9 protein-coding genes are annotated in these 17,283 nt (G+C 73.3%); 1 reads left to right on the top strand and 8 read right to left on the bottom strand.

From position 1 onward, the window contains the following. Position 1 precedes the first annotated feature (1 nt). Positions 2-580: an RNA polymerase sigma factor gene (locus tag AC07PU_RS04245; RefSeq protein ID WP_495315496.1), complete on the top strand. Its 579-nt coding sequence runs from the start codon at positions 2-4 to the stop codon at positions 578-580. A 7-nt stretch (positions 581-587) separates the two neighbouring features. Here AC07PU_RS04245 and AC07PU_RS04240 read toward each other — a convergent pair whose 3' ends face one another. From AC07PU_RS04240 to AC07PU_RS04205, 8 genes are all read right to left on the bottom strand, one after another. After that, positions 588-1,121, bottom strand: coding sequence for an RNA polymerase sigma factor (locus AC07PU_RS04240; RefSeq protein ID WP_495315494.1), 534 nt, complete (start codon positions 1,119-1,121; stop codon positions 588-590). 94 nt (positions 1,122-1,215) lie between these two features. After that, on the bottom strand, positions 1,216-12,444 hold the full coding sequence (locus tag AC07PU_RS04235) for a filamentous hemagglutinin family protein (protein WP_495315492.1): 11,229 nt from the start codon (positions 12,442-12,444) through the stop codon (positions 1,216-1,218). Positions 12,445-12,591: 147 nt separating this feature from the next. Next, a complete protein-coding gene (locus tag AC07PU_RS04230) occupies positions 12,592-13,599 on the bottom strand; it encodes a FecR family protein (protein WP_495315490.1) in 1,008 nt (335 codons plus the stop codon). A gap of 44 nt (positions 13,600-13,643) precedes the next feature. Further along, complete coding sequence (locus AC07PU_RS04225; protein WP_093349976.1) at positions 13,644-14,153, bottom strand: RNA polymerase sigma factor; 510 nt, start codon at positions 14,151-14,153, stop codon at positions 13,644-13,646. A 2-nt stretch (positions 14,154-14,155) separates the two neighbouring features. Beyond that, the gene (locus tag AC07PU_RS04220) at positions 14,156-14,803 is read right to left on the bottom strand and encodes a secretin and TonB N-terminal domain-containing protein (protein WP_495315488.1); all 648 of its coding nucleotides are present in this window, start codon (positions 14,801-14,803) and stop codon (positions 14,156-14,158) included. A 148-nt stretch (positions 14,804-14,951) separates the two neighbouring features. Beyond that, positions 14,952-15,743, bottom strand: a complete 792-nt coding sequence (locus AC07PU_RS04215; RefSeq protein WP_495315486.1) for an exodeoxyribonuclease III — start codon at positions 15,741-15,743, stop codon at positions 14,952-14,954. A 66-nt stretch (positions 15,744-15,809) separates the two neighbouring features. After that, the gene (locus tag AC07PU_RS04210) at positions 15,810-16,526 is read right to left on the bottom strand and encodes an SDR family oxidoreductase (RefSeq protein WP_495315484.1); all 717 of its coding nucleotides are present in this window, start codon (positions 16,524-16,526) and stop codon (positions 15,810-15,812) included. 33 nt (positions 16,527-16,559) lie between these two features. After that, positions 16,560-17,258, bottom strand: coding sequence for a GNAT family N-acetyltransferase (locus tag AC07PU_RS04205; protein ID WP_495315482.1), 699 nt, complete (start codon positions 17,256-17,258; stop codon positions 16,560-16,562). Between the last annotated feature and the right edge of the window lie 25 nt (positions 17,259-17,283).

Genomic DNA, 17,283 nt, shown 5'->3' with positions numbered 1-17,283 from the left:
GATGGACATGAGCATCCAGCACGCGCTGCAGCGGCCCGAGGGCATGCCCCAGGGCGCGGCGCTGCGCGACTTCCTGGTCGCGAACTACGAGCGCCTGCGCCAGCGCCTCGCGCGCCGCCTCGGTTGCCAGGACCTCGCAGCCGACTGCCTGCACGACACCTGGCTGCGCCTGGGCGAACTCGGCGCGATGCAGGCGGTGCAGGCGCCCGAGGCCTATGTGTTCCGCATGGCCTGCAATGCGGCCGTCGACCAGTTGCGCGCCAACCGCCATGCGCGGCAGGGCGGCGAGATCGAGCTCGACCAGCTGGTCGACCCGGCGCCGGGGCCCGAGCTGATCAGCGAGTCACGCTCGAGGCTGCAGGCCGTGGACCGCGCGATGCAGCGGCTGCCGCGCCGCCATCGCGCGGTGCTCGAGGCGCTGCGCATCGAGGAGATGACGCGGCACGAGGTCGCGAGCCGCTATGGCCTGTCGCTGCGCAGCGTCGACACCGCCCTGCAGCAGGCGCTGAGCTACTGCGCGCAGCACAGCGGGCAGCAAGTGCTCGCGGGCCCGAGCACCGCGCGGCGACCGCTGCGCTGAGGCGGCATCAGTCGGCGGCCGCGCAATGCCGCAGCGCCAACCGCAACGCCGTGTCGACATTGCGCAGCGAGAGCTGGTAGTGCCGCGCCACTTCCTGGCGTGTCATCTCCTCGATGCGCAGCGCCTCGAGCACCGCGCGATGGCGGCGCGGCAGCCGCTGCATCGCGCGCTCGAGCGCCCGCAGCTCGGAGCGCGCCTCGGCCACGGCCTCGGGGCCCGGCGAGGGATCGGCGAAGGCCTCGACCGTGAACTCGGGCTCCTGGACCTGCAGCGACGCGCGCTCGCCGCGCAGCCGGTCCAGCGCCACGTTGCAGGCGACGCGATAGACATAGGCCTCGGGCGCCTGCACCGCCGGCAGCACCGCCGTATCGCCGAGCCGCAGCCAGGCATCGTGCAGGCAGTCGCTGGCGCGGTCGGCGCAGCCCAGGTGCCGCTGCAGCCGGCGATGCAGCCGCTGGTAGTTCGCCACCAGGCAGTCGCGCAGCGCGCGGCCGGGCTCGGCGCCGGCCTCGGGCGTGGCCAGGTGAACGTGGATGCTCATGTCCATGACGGGTCTGCTCTCCTGAGGGCGGGAACGGCGGGGCCGCGCCCCGTCCCGCCGGGACAGGGCGCGCTGGCTGCGCGTGACGGACGCGTCAGTCGCGCTGTTGCAGGCGGCGCCGTTCTTCTTCGGTCAGCCGTGCCAGCAGGTCGGGCTTGAGTTCGGCGCCGTGCCCGATCACCTGCACGCGGTGGTTCGGTTCGTAACGCACCACGCCGGGCCGGGCTTCGGGCGGCGGCTCGCGGCCTTCGGCCGGTTCGTTGCCGAAGCCCAGCACGCGCACCGTGAACACCGAGGGCAGGGCCTGGCGGCTCGCGGCGCGTTCGCGCTGCACCGTCTCCTGCGCGGCATTGGCGGCCTGCGAGGCCGCGGCGCTGGCGTTGGTGAGCGCGCCGACATTGACGGCCGTCACCACCGGCAGGCCCTTCGATTCGCCCTTGACCTCGATGTTGGCGGCGTTGAGCACATGCAGCGCGGCGATGTTGAGGTTGCCGCTGACGCGGATGCCCGCGTCGCCCGCGTTGACCGTGCCCTTCGGCGCCACCAGGTCGACGTCGCCCGGCACCACGTTCTCGAAGCCCTCGACGGTGCCGATGCCCGAGCCGGTGATGTCGGCCTTCTCGAGCGCGCGCGTGATGCCGTCGGCGTCGGTCTCGATCACCGGCTGGCGGAACGAACGCGTGGTCTTCGCGCCGCGGCCCGCGTCGATGTCGCCGAGCGTCGACCAGATGATCTCGTCGCCGCCCGCGAAGGTCAGCATGCGCGAGCGGTTGAGCAGCACGTCGCGCGCGGTGAACACGTGGATGTCGCCGTCGCCCAAGGTGACCAGGCCGCGGCCATCGGCCGGCGCCTGGCCCAGCGCCGCCACCTGCAGGCCGCCGCCTGGCGCCAGCACCTCGATGCCGCCGCCCTGCAGGGTGCGCACGCTGCCGTCGGCCATCTGCACGTCGCCCTTCCAGCCGCTGCCGGGGAACAGCGTGGCGATGGCGCCGTAGCCGCGGTTGTAGCCGCCGTTGAGGGGCAGGTCGTCGACGCCGGGCAGTAGCTGGTCGCGCCCGGCATTGCGCAGCTCCTGCATGTAGACCTCGCGCAGGAAGCGTTCGCGCGCGGGCGCGGGCAGGGTCTGGAAGCGGGCCCAGGCATCGAGCGGGGCCAGCGTCTCGCCCACGGCCTCCTGCACGAAGGAGACCAGGCCGCGGCGCTCGAACTTCTTGCCGCCGCCCTCGAGCAGGCGCACGTCGTCGGTGAGGTACAGCGGCAGCGTGCGCCCGTCGAGCGTCTGCGTCAGGTAGGCGGGCATGCTGGCCGCGCGCGCGGGGTCGAGGTAGGCCTGCGCGAAGGCCGCGTAGTCGGGCTCCTTGCCCTGCAGGCCGGCCATCAGCGTGATCGAGGCGCCGCGCTCGGGCAGGCCCTTGACGAGGGTCTGCGTGCGCGGCTCGCTCGAATTGAAAGCATAGCTCTGGTTGCCGACCGACTGGATCGTCAGCGGGAAGGTGTTGCCGTCGCGCGCACCGGGCGCGAAGATGTCGCGCCCCGCGCTCACCAGCAGCGCGCCGGGCCCCTCGATCACGATGCCGGGGCTGCTGCCGACCACGTCGGTCGCGCTGCCGATGACGTCGTTGCCGGCCGAGACGATCGAAACGTCGCTGCCATGCAGGTTGCGCAGGTTGTACGAGACCTGGCGGATGTCGTGGCCGGCGCGGATCCAGCTCTCCTCATTGGTCGCCACGGTGGCGCCGAGGATGGAGCCGCCGAGCGCATAGAGGCGGCTCGGCGAGTGGTCGCCGTCGAGCGGCATCTTGTCGGGATTGTTGAGCCCGAGCTGGCGCGAGTAGGACGAGCCGAAGGTGTTCTGCAGCACGCCGTCCAGGCCGATGCCCGAGCCCGACTCCTCCTCGCGGCCGCGCGGCATCAGCGGCGAGGGGATGAGTTCGGGCGCCGCGCGCGAGAGCACGATGCGCGGCACGCTGACCAGCGATCCGGTGCCCTCGGAGCGGAACACCAGGTCCTGCGCCGCCAGCAGCTGGAAGTCGCCCTGCGGCGCCGGCGCGCCCGGTGCGCGCGCGGCGATGTAGCCGAGCTCCGGCGTCACGGCCATCGGCGCGGTCATGGTGTAAACCGGCCCCTGCACGATCACCGAGCCGCTCATGGCCACGATCTGCGTCGCGGCCGGGTAGCGGTTGCCGCCCTGGCCGATCGCGCTCTCGGCATAGGGCGAGCCGTCGGGGTCGCGGAAGATCGGCATGTAGGGAATCTGGCGGCTCTCGGCATAGGTGGTGTCGACCAGCGTGAGGTCGCCGCCGAGCGAGACCAGCCGCAGCGCCGTGCGGTTGGTATGGCCGCTCATGTAGGCGCCCGGATCGACCGGGCCGCAGCAGGGATCGAACGCCAGCGGCGCCTGCAGCAGCAGCGGGTCGACCACGGTCTCCAGCCGCAGGTTGCCCTGGGTGCGCACGTCGAGCGTGGCGTCGCCGAGCGCGAGGATCGGCGCGATGTCCCAGGTGTGGACGCCATTGGCGTCGGTGGCGGTGACGGTGCGGCCGACCGCCATCTCGCCGGCCGTGATGCTGCCGGCGCCGCGGCCGACGTAGTAGTGGCCGGCGCGGATCGTGCCGCCCGCCTTGATGTCGAACAGGCCGCCGTTGCGCATCTCGAGCGTGGCCGCCTGGCCCGGTGCCAGCGCGCCGCGCAGGCGGGCATTGGTCGGCAGCACCGCCACCACGTTGTCGAGGTCGCCGCCGGCCTCCAGCGCCAGGTTGCCGCCGCCGAGCGCGCCCAGGCCCTGGAACTGGCCCGGGTCGATCCACCAGCTCGGCTGCATGCCCGTGAAGCGCGTGCCCCATTCGTCGGACCAGTCGGAGAACAGGCCGGTGCGCCAGTTGCCCTGGCCCTGGCGCCGCAGCCATTCGACGAAGCTCTGGTCGGTGGGCTTGGCATGCACCGAGCCCTGGGCCACCAGCCGCATGCTGCCGCCGTCGATGCCGTAGGCCGCGTCGGCCGGCGCGTTGAAGTCGTCGTAGGTGGTGGTGTCGCGGCGCCCGGCCGTGTAGATGGCCGACACCTTGTCGGCCAGCACCAGGTCGCGCCCGGCACGCAGCTCGATCTCGCCGGTGCCGGTGCGCACCAGCTTGCCGGCGTCGGCCGCGCCGAGCGTGATCGTGCCCTGGCCGGCCGCCTGTGCAGCCAGCGGCACCAGCGCCAGCGCATCGGCCGAGCCGCGGTCGGCGCCGGCCACCAGCGCGAGGTTCCACGAGCGGCCGGTCTGCAGGCTGCCGGCGGTGGTCGCGTCGGAGAAGCCGTCGCTGATCGATCCGTTGAGCAGCAGGTTGCCGCCGGCGCGCAGGGTCAGCGAACCTTCGCGCGCGGTGGCGAAATCCTGCGCCAGGTTCCAGTCGGACTGCAGCGCCAGATCGCCCGCGCTGCCGATCTCGATGCCGGGCATCACGGCGATGCCGTTGGCGCCGAGCCGCGCCGCGATGGCCTGCGCCTTGCCCTCGAAGCTGCGCGCATGCGCGATCGCGTCGGCCTTCACCGAGTCGACGCTCAGGCCGTCGTAGTTGGCCACGTCGTAGCGCGCCACGCCTTCGAGCACGGCCGATTGCGCGCCGACGATGTCGGCATTCAGTGCCGTCACCCGCAGGTCGTCGTGCGCCGCCGTCTGACCGGCGCGCAGGCGCACGCGGCCGCCCTGGCCGCCACCCACGTCGATGCGGCCGCCGCGCAGGTCGAGCGCGCCATCGGCCGCGTCGAGCGTGACCGAGCCATAGCCCAGCGGGCCGGTGGCGCCGGCGAGCAGCGCGGCGTTCGCGTTCATCGTGATGCCGTCGCCGGCCACCACGCGGATGCGCCCGCCGTAGGCCGAGCGGGTGTCGAGCATGCCGTCGAGCGTGACGTGGCCCTGGTCGGCCACCAGCAGGAAGTCCTCGGCCCGCGTGGTGCCGTCGAGCAGCACGTCGCCGCTGCGCACGCGGAACGAGCGCGAGGCCCGGAAGCCGGCGTCGTTGAGCCGCGCGCTCAGGCCCGCGAAGTCGGGCAGCGAGGCGCTGTCGTACGAGATCGAGCCGGCGCGCTGGCCGCTGGCGGCATGGGCATCGAGCAGGCCGTCGAGCACCACGGCGCCGTTGCCGGTCACGGTGAGCGCGAGGTTGCCGGCCGCGCCGCCGGCCGGGGCACCCGCCAGGCGCAGCGCGGCGCCGGCGTCGAGCCGCACCGAGCCGCCGATCGCGGTGAGGGCGATCGAGCCCGCGTCGCCGTACTGGGTGACGTCGAAGAAGCGCTTCTCGAAGCCCGAGACGTCGATCGCCGCGCCCTCGCGCAGCCGCAGGTCGCCGCTGGCCGCCGTCACGTTGACCGAGCCGCCGCGCGCGAGCACCTGCGACGCGAGGTCGACGCGGCCGCCGGCCAGCGTGAGGCGCGCGCCCTGGCCATCGGCCGGGTCGGCCTCGGTCGCGGCGCCTTCGCCGCCCGCGAGCGCCAGCAGGCCGGTGGTGCGCAGGGCCTGCGTCGCCGCAGCGCGCGCCGTCAGCAGCGGCGTGGCGAGCCGGATGTCGGCCGCGCCGGCATCGAGCGAGCCGCTGCCTTCGCCGAGGATGCGCCGCGTGGCGGCCAGCTCCAGCTGGCCGAAGCCCTGCACCGACTTGTCGCCGGTGCCGAGCACCAGCTCGTCGGCGCGGATCGCCAGCGTGCCGGTGCCCACCGGCAGCGCGCTGGCATCGGCCACCGCCGCCACGCTGTTCTCCAGAGTCAGGCCCTGGGCGCGCAGCACCACGCTCGCATTGCCGTAGCCCGCCAGCGTGGCCGCGTCGAGCGTCACGTTGCCGAGACCGGCGCGGCCGAAGTCGATGTCGCCGTGGAAGTCCATGCTGGTGTAGCTGCGCAGCCGCAGCCGCTCGGCATTCGCGAGCTGGGCCAGCGCGCGCTGGTCGAACACCAGCCCCTCGCTGCCGCCGCCGAAGCCCACGCGCCCGCCGCTCAGCGTGATGCCGCTGCCCGAGACCTGCGCCGACGAGGCGAGGGTGGTGCCGCGCGTGGCGTCGATGGTCAGCGAGGCGCCGCCCTGCAGCACCGCGCCTTCCTGGATCAGCGCGCGGCCGGCTTCGTTCAGGTCCACGCCCTCGCGCAGCACGCGCGCATCGCCCGCGTTCGACAGCCGGATCAGAGCGCCCCAGTCGCGCGCCTTCGCGGTCAGCACGTCGTCGAGCGCATCCTTGGCGTCGATCACGCCGTCGTAGTTGTCGTCGAGCCAGCCGTCGGGGTCGGTGTAGATGGCCTTGGCCTGCGGCGCGATCACCAGGCTGCCGGTGCTGGCCGTGCCGCCGCGCGCCGTGAGCACGCTGCCCGACTCGACCGTGACCTGGCCGCTCGCCGCGAGGATGAGCTCGGGCCCCGACAGCGCCGACTGCCCGTCGTTGCGCACCACGATGTCGCTGGCCGTGACCTCGACGCGCATGCCCAGCGGGTCGCCGGTGCGCACGCCGCCGATCAGCAGGCTGGCCGCGCCGGTGTTCGACAGCGAGGCCGCGTCGATCACCAGGTAGCCCTGGGCGCGCAGCGCACCGCCGTCCTGGCCCGCGCCCACCACGGCGATCTTCTGGGCCGCGATGTCCAGCATGCCGCCGCGCCCGCCGGCCGCCGCCTTCATGTCGAGGCGGCCGTCGAGCTTGAGCGAGTCGGTGGCGCGCAGCACCAGCGAGCCGGCATCCACCGGCAGCCGCGGGATCGCGATGTCGGTGCCGGTGCGCCGGTACTGCGTGAGCCGGAAGGCATCGGACGAGAAGAACTCGCTGGCCAGCGCCTCGTTGTATTCGCTGTAGCCGCGCAGCGCCTGGCCCGGCAGCACGCGCCAGCTGGTGTAGCCGGCCTCGCGCGCGCCGGTCAGTCCGTCGCCGCGGTAGCCCGAGACCACCATCGAGCCGTCGGCCACGGCCACGGTGCGGGTCGCGCTGGCCGAGGCCGCGCCGCCGCCGGGCATGACCGCGAAGGCGCCCGGCAGCGCCGCGTAGCTCGCGGGCAGCACGGCATACCAGCCGGCCTCCAGGCCCTGGCCGCCCGCGAGCCAGATGCGTTCGCCCACCGCGGCGCCCGGCGCCATGGCGGCCCGGCTCGCGGGCAGGATCGCGAACACGCCGGGCATGGCGAGCAGGTCGTGCGAGCCGCCGGTGCCAGGCACGAACTCGCGCGCATGCAGGTCGCCGCCGCCGGCCACGTCGACCACCGAGCCCGCCGCCAGTTCCACGCTCGGCGCATCGAGGGTGATGCGCTTCTCGGGCGGCGCGCTCAGGTCGACCGCGGCCTCGGTCTGGGGCCGGGTCGGGTCGGTCCAGAACTCGTTGTTGCGCAGCGCGCCATAGGGCAGCACCAGACCGTCGCCCGACACCGAGGTGATGCTGCCCGCGCCGAGCGTCACGCTTTCGCCCGCCTTCAGCACGATCTGGCCGAAGGGCGCGCGCAGCACGCCGTTCTGCGCGATGCGCGGCGCTTCCAGCGTCAGGCTGCCGGCGGCCGACAGCGGCGTTTCGGCCTCGCCGTTGCGCTCGATGCGGATCGCATCGGTGGCGCGGATCGTGGCCTTGGCGCCGGTGGCCGGATAGACCTGCGCCGCCTGCATCAGCAGGCGGCCCTCGACGTCGAGCACGGCACCGGGCGCCTCGACGTTGTCGGCGATGCGCAGGTCGCGCGCCGTCAGCACCGTGTCGGCGAAGCCGCGGATCGCGGCGCCGCCGTCGATGTCGATCAGCGTGGCATCGAGGTTCAGGCTGCCGGCGCGCTCGGCGGCCGCGTTGCCGGGCGTCACCGAGGGCGTCGACAGCACGATGCGCGGCGCCCGCAGGCTGGCATCGGCACGGCCCGCGTTCGCGAGCGTGCCGCCGATGGTGATCGAGCGGCCGAGCTGGAGGTGCACGCCGTCGAGGCGCACCGTCTTCGGCGTCTGGATCGCGAACTGGTCGAAGCCGCCCTCGTTGACGGCCGAAGCCAGCAGCACCGAGGGCGGCTTGGCGCTGGCGGCGCCCGTGAACACGCCGCGCAGGTCGAAGCCGGGGCCGAAGTTGAGGATCTCCTCGAGGTAGCCGTCGGCGAAGAAGGCCGTGGCATCGGGCAGGGCAGGGCCGCCGCCGGCGGCCGGCGCCTTGTTCACGACCCGGAAGTCGGCCGCATCGGGCAGGGCCTCGAACAGCTCGACCATCTCGCGCGTGAACACGAAGGGGCCGGCAGCCGTCGAGAAGTAGCTGCTGTAGTCGACGCCGATCGCGTCCTCCCACTTGGCGACGCCTTCGCCGCCCGCGAACTGCAGCATGATCCACTTGAGCTGGTCGGCCGGCGATTCCGCGCCGCCGGCACTGGTGAGCTTCAGGCTGCCGCCGCGCGCGCCGGCACCGCCCGCGCGGGCGCGCAGGGTGCCCAGCACCTGGGCATGGCCCTCGATCTCGATGCTGCCGCCATCGCTGGCCAGCGCGAGCGTCGCGGCACCGCGATCGCGCGCGAAGCCCTGGCGCGGCACGTCGATCTCGCCCGCGCTGCCCGACACGTTGATCAGGCTGCCCGCGTCGAGCTGCACGTCGCCGCGCAGCAGCACGCGGCCGCCGTCGAGCACGCTGCCGCTGCGGCCGACGGGCCCGTCGCGATGGATCGCCGGCACGCCGCGCGCCAGCAGGCTCGCGCCGTCCGCGAGCCGGAGCTCGCCGGCGCTGTAGAGGCCGATGCGGCCGGCCGGCGCCTCGAGCGTGCCGCGCACGACGATGCTGCCGGGCACGACGCCGATCGCGCCGCTGTCGTTGCCGAGCTGGAGCGAGCCGCCGGTGTCGACCTCGATGCGCGCGCCGGTGCCGACCTCCACCGTGTTGCCCGCCAGCAGCAGCGAGGCGGGTGCGCGCGCGAGCCGCTGTTCGAGCGGCAGCGCGCGCAGCGGGCCCAGCTCGGCCAGGTTCGCGCCCGAGGCGATGCGCGTGGCATCGACGCCGCCGAGATCGATGGCCCGCGGCCGCAGCGAGACCGCCACGCCCTCGGGCACCGCGATGCCCTTGGCGTTGTCGACCGTCAGCGAACGGAAGCCGCGCGAGGCGTAGAGGTCCGCGGGCAGGTGCAGCAGCGCGTCGCCGCCGTCGTTGTTGCCACCGAGTTGCACGTCGTAGCCGTTCGCGTTGATCGACAGCGCGCCGCCCGAGCCGGCCGAGAAGGCGCGCAGGTCGAGCCGATCGAGGGTGTCGGCGCTGCCCAGCGTCAGCAGCTGGATCGCGCCGGCGTTGCCGGTCGTGACGCTGCGCTTCGTTGCGCTGCCCGAGACCTGGCCGCCGCCCGATACGTCGAGCACCGCGCCCGCCTCGGCCTGCAGCGCGCCCAGGACGATCGAGCCGCCCTTGATCGCGTGCTGCAGCCGGTCGGGTCCGTCGGCGACCGTGTTGATCCAGGACCCCGAGACGTCGATGCGCGCGCCCGCGCCGAGCCTGATCTGTCCCGACGGCAGGTTGACCGAGCCGCCGGGCGCGCGGACCGTGCCCTCGATGGCCACGGGCACGTTGGTGTCGAGGGTCGCCAGGCCGACGTTGAGCGTGGCGCCGGGCTCGAGCCGGAGCACGGCATCCTTCTCGAGCAGGAAGCCCTTGCCGACGTTGAAGGTCATGGCGCCGAGGCCGGCGGCCTCGAGCGTGTCGGTCGAGAGCCAGCTGGTCTTGGTGTAGCGGCCCTCGCCGTCGACCGTGAAGAAGCGGCTGTCGACCGGGCTCTCGAGCGTGAAGTCGGCCGGCAGCAGTTCGGGCCGGTTGCCCAGGATCAGTTGCCCGGGCGAGAACGCGAACGCGGGGTTGTCGGCGCTGCCCAGCACCAGGCGGCCGCCGCGGCTTTGCGTCACCGGCTGGGTGGCGCGTTCGCCCGCGACCGTGCCGCCCCAGATGCCGCCTTCGAGGATGTAGGCCTCGCCCGCGAAGACCTGGATCGAGCCGGCATCGCGGCCCTCGGTGTAGCCGGGCTCGAAGCGCGGCCGGCCGATCAGCGCGCTGCGCCAGTCGTCGGTGACGCCCCAGCGCGCATGGCTGTCGCTGAAGCGCCCGGCGATGCCGACGTACTGCATGTCGGGCGTGGCGCGGCCGATGTCGACCACGCGGCCGTCGGCGCTCAGCAGCTTGGTGGTGTCGATCCAGCCGTCGCCGTATTTCACCGAGCCGCCCGCGATGTCGAGCATCGAGCCGGCGCGCGTGATGACCGAGCCGCCGGCCTTGAGGTTGATGTGGCCGCCCAGCGTGGCGAGTTCGCCGACCGTGGTCTTGCTGAGGTTGACCCAGGTCGACACGTCGGCCAGCGGCGTGCCGACCCAGGCACCCGGGTCGTTCTCGCCGATCCACAGCACGCCGGCCATCGGGCCGTTGCCGAACACGCCGCGCACGCGCCGGTCGACCACCACCTTCTGGCCGCGCAGCCACGAGTCGCGGTACAGCGGCGAATCGCGCAGCTCGTTGATGCGCAGGTCGGCCGTGACCAGGTTGCTCGCCATCGACAGCGGGATGTCCTGCAGCCCGGCCACGCTGAGCCAGGCGCCATCGTCGATGTAGATGCGGCTGCCGTCGCGCAGGCTGGCGTCGTTGTTGGCGGGCTTGTCGGGCACCACGCCCGAGGGCTGGGCCGTGGCCAGCAGGCGGATCTCGCCCGCGGGCGCGACCAGGCGCGCGTCCTGCTGGACGTCGATGCGCTCGCCGCCCACGACGATGCGACCGGGCCGGTAGCGCGTGGCCAGCGCGCCGAGCTCGAGCTCGGTCTTGTCGGTGAGGTCGGGCATGACCGCGGTCACGCTGCCGCGCCCGAAAGTGACCGTGCCCGCGTCCCAGAACATCGGCACCGCGAACTCGCCCTCGCGGCTCAGCAGGCCCTGGCTCCAGCCCTGCAGCCGGATCGAGCCCTCGCGGTTGTTGAGCGCCGAGCTCGCCTGCAAGATGCCGTTCTGCGCGATGGTGCGGCCGGTGAGCGTGATGTCGCCGCGCGGCGCATCGATCTGGCCGCTGTTGTCGACCTGGTAGCCGACCTCGGCCGCGCGCGCCACCATCGCAGGCATCACGGTGTCGCGCACGCCCTTGACCCAGCGCTGCTGCGAATCGGAGGGCGAGAGCTGGCCGATGCCGTACATCGCGCCGTAGTAGCCGAAGGCGATCGCCGGCACCGCGGAGGCCGCGACCTCGAAGCCGCGCGCCGGGCTCAGGTAGTAGGGCACGGTGTCGGGGCCGGCGTTCGAGGGCACGCTCGACAGCCAGACGTTCTCGCCGGCCGCCAGCACGACCTGGCCGTCGGGCGCCGAGAGGGTGCCGGCATTCGCGACCTTGGGCGCGAACAGCATGAGCTTGCCGCCCTTCTGCGCCGTGAGCCGCGCGCCGGCCTGCACGCTCACGTTGCCGGGCACGTGCGAGGGTGTGAACCAGGGCGCCGAGTTCTCGACCGTGGTGTCGATGGTGTAGGGCGCGACCTCGGGGAACTCGCCGAACTGCGGCGCCGGCGTGTTGGTGGGGCTGCCGTAGGGGTCCTTGAGCAGCTCGTTGGTGTTGATGCCGGCCATGAACTGCCGGTCGGTCAGGCGCAGCGCGCTGGCCACCAGCGAGCGCGTATCGACCTGGCTGCTGCCGGTGAAGACGATGCCGTTGCGGTTGACGATGTAGACCGAGCCGTCGGCCTTGATCTGTCCCGCGATGCGGCTCGGCCGTCCGCTGGGATCATTGACGCGGTTGAGCGCCACCCAGCCGTTGCTGCCGTCGGGCAGGGTGCCGGCGCGCTGGTCGAACTGCACCGTGGTGTTGCGCCCGACGTTGAAGCTCTCCCAGTTGAGGATCGCCTTCTCGGCGGTCTGCTCGATGCGCACCTGCGTGCGGCCCTCGGCCAGGCTCTGCTGCGGCGCCCTGGCGTTCAACCAGCCCGCGCTGAGGCTCTGGCTGTCGACCTTGAGGCCGCCGTCGACCAGGCCGTCGGGCACCGAGTCGTCGTTCTGCGCCGCCTGCCGTGCCGCCGCCTGCGCGGCCTGCTGCGCCGCGATCGACTGCGCGGCCAGGTTCAGGTTGTTGAGCGAGCGCTGCCACTGCGCGTTGTTGCGCTGCTGCAGCGCCTGCGGGTTCGTGAGGCTGGAGGCCGGCTGCCCGTTCGGCAGGTAGCCCGTGGCCGCGGCCGTGCTTTGCGCCGTGCCCTTGGCGTTGAACCAGGCGCCGCTGAAGGCGCGCTGCGCCTGGGCCGGGCCGACCACGCCGCCGGCCATCAGCACCAGCGCGATGGCGCGCGCGATCGGCGCCAGACTGAAATGCTCCCGCCCTGGTTCCAGGGACTGCCGTGGCCTGCCGATGCGCGCGCGCGTGTTCATGTGAGATTCCCGCCAATGAGTGAAGTCGTCGTGTGGTGCCGCCCTTCGCATTGCGAAGGGCCGTCCTTGCAAGACACGGGAGGGCGGTGGAATCCGCCAACTTTTTTCTTCTCTCTTTTTCGCGCGCTCTTTTCTTGCGCGGCCGGCTCAGCTCAAGACCAGCAATCCACCGGGCAGCGAACGCGCCTGCAGCCCGAACGAGTGCTGGATCTGCAGCAGCGCCTCGTCGAGCACGGCGATCGAGAAGCGCCCGCTGACCGGGTCGTCGCGCCGCGAGGCCGCCAGCAGCACCACGCGGCCGGGCCGGTAGCGGTTGATCTCGTCCACCACGCGCGCGAGCGGCGTCTGCCGGAACACCAGTTCGCCGCGGCGCCAGGCCGACAGGTCGGCCGGCTCGATCGCGCGCACGCCGCTGATGGCCTGCGCGTCGTACACCAGCTGCTGGCGCGCCTGCAGCTGCCGCGTGCCCGCGGGATGCTCGAGCCGCACCGTGCCTTCGAGGCAGCTGAGGCAGGCCTTGCCCTGCAGGTAGCTGAGCTCGAAGCGGCCCGGTCCGTCGCCGCCCGCCAGCGCGCGGCCCGCGCCCGCGCTCACGACGAAGGGGGCGCCGGCCTCGGCCGGCAGGTCGATCGCGGCCTCGCCCGCGATCAGCTCGAGGCCTTCGGCCTGGCGGCGCACGCTGGTCTGCGTATTCAGCGTGACGCGCACCTGCCGCGCCAGCACGAGCTGCCGCTGCTCGCCGGTCGCGGTGCGCTCGTCGGCGCGCCACTCGCCGGCCGCGGGCCACAGGCCCAGCGGCGGATGCACGACCGCCACCACGCCGGCCGCCACCGCCGCGCCGGCGGCCGCGCCGAGAAAGGCCCGGCGGCCCGGCTGCGCCGAGGCGCCATGGCGCAGCCGCTCGTGGCGCGCGGCGAGCTTCGGGTCGGTACGCAGCAGGCCGCCGAGCGCGAGCCGCATCGAGGCCCACTGGCGCCTGGCCTCGTCGAAGGCGGCCGCATGCGCGGGGCTGGTGCGCTGCCAGCGCTGGAAGGCCTGCACGTCCATCTGCGTGGGCTCGGCACCCGCCAGCCGGCTCAGCCAGATGCGCGCCTCCTCGCGCAGCGCCTCGGTGGCTGCGGCGGGATCGTCGATCGGTGCGGAGGGTGTCTTCATGGCGTCACTGGTGCAAGACAGTTGGCGGGGCGCGAATCCGCCAACTATTTTTTCTTTCCCATCTGGGCGGCGCAGAAATCCTGCGCGCGCTTGAGTTCGTGCTCGACGGTGTGCAGCGAGATGCCCAGGCGCTGCGCCACCTCCTTCTGCGGCAGGCCTTCCCAGCGCACGAGCAGCAGCACGTCGCGGCGCCGCTGCGGCATGCGCGCGATGATCTTCTGCAGCGCCTCCATCTCCGAGCGCGACTCGGCGATCTGCTCGGGGCCCGGCGCCGCGTCGGGCACCTCGAGCAGCGCATCGACCTCGCTGCGCGGCACCACGCGGCTCTGGCTGCGCAGGTCGTTGATCGCGATGTTCACGGCCATGCGCATCAGGAAGGCGCGCGGATTCACGATCGGCGCCTGGTCCTCGAGCCGCCGCAGGCGCAGCCAGGTGTCCTGCAGCGCGTCGCCCGCGAGGTCGTCGTTGCCCAGCACGCGCGTCAGCCGGCGCTTGAGGTCGCCATAGCGCTGCGACAGGAAGTCGAGCAGCAGCAGCCGGACTTCTTCCGACATCGCTAGCGCCCCCGGCTCGCGCAGGCCGGCGTGCCGCCCTGCTCGGGCAGGATCAGCATCGTCACCGGCTGCGGCATCTGCGGCGGCGGCGCACGCCCGATGCGCACGCGCTCGAGCGCCTCCACCAGCAGCAGGTCGCGCCGCGCGTCGCCACTGCCGCCGAGCAGCTGCGCGCGCTGCACGCGGCCGGCCGCATCGATGCGAAAGCGCAGCAGCGAGCGGTAGCCGCCCTGCGCGGTCAGCGGGGCGGCGCACAGCGCCTCCCAGACCCGTGCCTGGATCAGGCTGTCGTAGTTCTCCTGGCCCGCGCTCGGGGCGGCGGCGACAGGGGCCGAGGGCGACGGGCCTGCGGGCTTGAGCACCAGCGCGGCGACGCGGCCCGCGCTGACTTCCTCGGCCTCGAGTCCCGTGCCCTGCAGCAGCGCCTGCAGCGCGGCCAGCGGCGCGAGGCGCCCGCGCACGGCCGCGGACGTGCGCCCGGCCACCAGCGTGCTGCTGAAGAGCGCGGCGCGGCCCGTGAGGTCGGCGAAGCGGTCGAGCGCCAGCGCGAGCGGCTGCGCGGGCAGGTCGAATTCGAAGGACGGCGCCTCGATGGCATCGGGCGCGGCGGCGAGCGGCGGCGCCACGGCCGGCTCAGCGGCGGCCAGCATCGGCGCCGCGAGCCCGCAGAGCATCCAGAGGGCGGCGCGCCGGCAGCGCGAACGACGCGCACGATCGGAAGAGGAGTCGCATCGGTGCGGCAAAGACGGGGCGCCTTGTGAGAACCGCGCATGCTCGCACCGCCCGGTGACGGTTTTGTTACTGGCGTGACGACGCGGGCAGGTCGAGTTCGATCCAGGCCGGCGCGTGGTCGCTCGCGCCGGGGCGGCCGCGCACGTCGCGATCCACGCCGGCCTCGCGCAGCAGCGGCGCGAGTTCGGCGTTCAGCAGCAGGTGGTCGATGCGCAGGCCGGCGTCGCGCGGGAAGCGGTTGCGCCAGTAGGTCCAGAAGGTGAAGGGCGCGCGCTCGGGATGGCGCGTGCGGATCGCGTCGGTCCAGCCCTGCTTCAGCAGGCGCGCGTAGGCGGCGCGGCTCTCGGGCTGCAGCAGCGCGTCGTCGCGCCACGAGGCGGGGTTGTAGATGTCGGCATCGGTGGGCACGACGTTGTAGTCGCCCGCGAGCACCACGGGCAGGCCGCTCGCGTACAGCTTCTTCGCATGCTTGTGGAAGGCTTCGAACCACTGGAGCTTGTAGTCGAACTTCGGCCCGGGCTGCGGATTGCCGTTGGGCAGGTAGAGGCAGCCGACCAGCACGCCATCGACCACGGCCTCGAGGTAGCGGCTCTGCGGGTCGTCCTCCATGCCCGGCAGGCCGCGCCCGGTTTCGATCGGCTCGCGCCCGCGCGCGAGGATGGCCACACCGTTCCAGGCGGGCTGGCCGTGCGCGACCACGCCGTAGCCCGCGCGCCGGATCGCCGCGAGCGGCAGCTTGGCATCGGGCGACTTGAGTTCCTGCAGGCAGGCCACGTCGGGCTTCGATTCGGCGAGCCATTCGAGCAGCCGGTCGAGCCGGCTGTGGATGCCGTTGACGTTGAAGGTGGCGATCTTCATGCAGCCATCTTCCGGCGCGTGCCGGCGCTTCGCGCGTCGGACAACGCGTCCTCCTGCCCGCAGAAATCACCCGGCCATGACGTCGCGCAGGTAGATGCCCTGCGACAGCGCGCCCTTGACCTGGCGCGTGCCCTCGTCGACCAGCACTTCCTCCTGGCCGGCCTCGATGGCCGCGTACGACTGGCGCACCACGTCCTCGGGCGAGGCCTTGGGCACTTCGAGCGCGCGCACCATGTCGGTATCGATCGGCCCGGCATGAAAGCCCACCACCTGCGCGCCCTGCGCGCGCAGCTCGTGGCGCAGGCCGTTGGTCAGCGCCCAGGCCGCGGCCTTGCTCACGCCGTAGGCGCCGATCATCGGCGTGTTGGCCCAGCTGAAGAGCGACAGCAGGTTGAGCATCGCGCCGCCGCCGTTGCGGCCCAGCACGCCCGCGAAGGCGCGGCTCATGTGCAGCATGCCGAAGAGGTTGGTCTCGAGCTGTTCGCGCAGGACGGCCACGGGGTCGGTCTCGGCATCACCGCCGACGAAGCCGCCGAGCCGGCCGATGCCCGCGTTGTTGATCAGCAGCGTCACGTCGCGGCAATCGGCCGCGGCCTGGGCAACCTGCGCGGGATCGCGCACGTCGAGCCGGATCGGCAGCACGCCCAGCAGCGGGATCTGCGAGGGCTCGCGCGCGGCGGCATAGACCTTGGCGGCGCCGAGCGCCAGCGCCTGGCGGGCGAATTCGAGGCCGAGGCCCCGGTTGGCGCCCGTCACGAATACGACGGAACCTTGGATCTTCATGGTGTTTCCTTGTGCGCCGGAGCGCGGGGTGAGTCAAACGGTGGCCAGGGCGATCTGGTGCAGGAAGAGGGTGCGGCGATGGCGAAAGCCGAGCCGCTCGTAGAGCGCGATCGCATTCGCGTTGTCGCTGAGCACGTGCAGGAAGGCGGTCTCGCCGCGCGCCTCGATGCGCGCGCGCAGCAGGTTCACGAGGCCGGCGGCCAGGCCGCGTCCGCGCCAGGCGTCGTCGACACAGACCGCGCTGATCTCGGCGTGGCCGTCGAAGCGCATGCGCTCGCCGGCCATGGCCACGAGCAGGCCCTGGTCGCGGACGCCGAGGTAGTCGCCCATCTCGAGCGTGCGCGGGCCGAAGGGGCCGGGCCGGGTGCGGCCGACCAGCGCCAGGGCATCGGGCACGTCGGATGTGTTCAGCGGCGTGGCTTGCAGCTGCGCCGCGCGGCCCGTGCCGGGCTGCAGCGCGACCATCTGGTGGACCTGGCCCAGCAGCCTGGCCTGCAGGCCGTCGATGCCGGCGACGGGCGCGAGCGTGGGCACCATGACGCGATCGTCCGGGCCCAGCAGCGCGCGCAGCGCCTCGAAGGCGGCCGGGCTTTCCTCGACCAGCCCCGCGAACGGCGCGACCTCGGGGTGGTAGCGGCGGGCCAGGGCGTTGCCGTGGCCCAGGTGGGCCTGCAGGCCGACCAGCGCGGTCCAGGCCGAACGGTCCAGGGGGGAGTCGATGGGCGATGTCATGGTCCCTAGCGTAGGCGGGCCTTCC

The organism is Variovorax sp. GW821-FHT10D07, assembly GCF_059415325.1.
Note: the sequence above shows the minus strand (reverse complement) of the source record. Positions and strands in the feature narration are given on the sequence as shown.

What these genes read in the sequence shown, in the direction of transcription:
- AC07PU_RS04205 (WP_495315482.1), bottom strand. Translation starts at nt 17,258, where the DNA reads ATGACATCGCCCATCGACTCCCCCCTGGACCGTTCGGCCTGGACCGCG.
- AC07PU_RS04220 (WP_495315488.1), bottom strand. Translation starts at nt 14,803, where the DNA reads ATGCTGGCCGCCGCTGAGCCGGCCGTGGCGCCGCCGCTCGCCGCCGCG.
- AC07PU_RS04235 (WP_495315492.1), bottom strand. Translation starts at nt 12,444, where the DNA reads ATGAACACGCGCGCGCGCATCGGCAGGCCACGGCAGTCCCTGGAACCA.
- AC07PU_RS04215 (WP_495315486.1), bottom strand. Translation starts at nt 15,743, where the DNA reads ATGAAGATCGCCACCTTCAACGTCAACGGCATCCACAGCCGGCTCGAC.
- AC07PU_RS04225 (WP_093349976.1), bottom strand. Translation starts at nt 14,153, where the DNA reads ATGTCGGAAGAAGTCCGGCTGCTGCTGCTCGACTTCCTGTCGCAGCGC.
- AC07PU_RS04210 (WP_495315484.1), bottom strand. Translation starts at nt 16,526, where the DNA reads ATGAAGATCCAAGGTTCCGTCGTATTCGTGACGGGCGCCAACCGGGGC.
- AC07PU_RS04230 (WP_495315490.1), bottom strand. Translation starts at nt 13,599, where the DNA reads ATGAAGACACCCTCCGCACCGATCGACGATCCCGCCGCAGCCACCGAG.
- AC07PU_RS04240 (WP_495315494.1), bottom strand. Translation starts at nt 1,121, where the DNA reads ATGAGCATCCACGTTCACCTGGCCACGCCCGAGGCCGGCGCCGAGCCC.
- AC07PU_RS04245 (WP_495315496.1), top strand. Translation starts at nt 2, where the DNA reads ATGGACATGAGCATCCAGCACGCGCTGCAGCGGCCCGAGGGCATGCCC.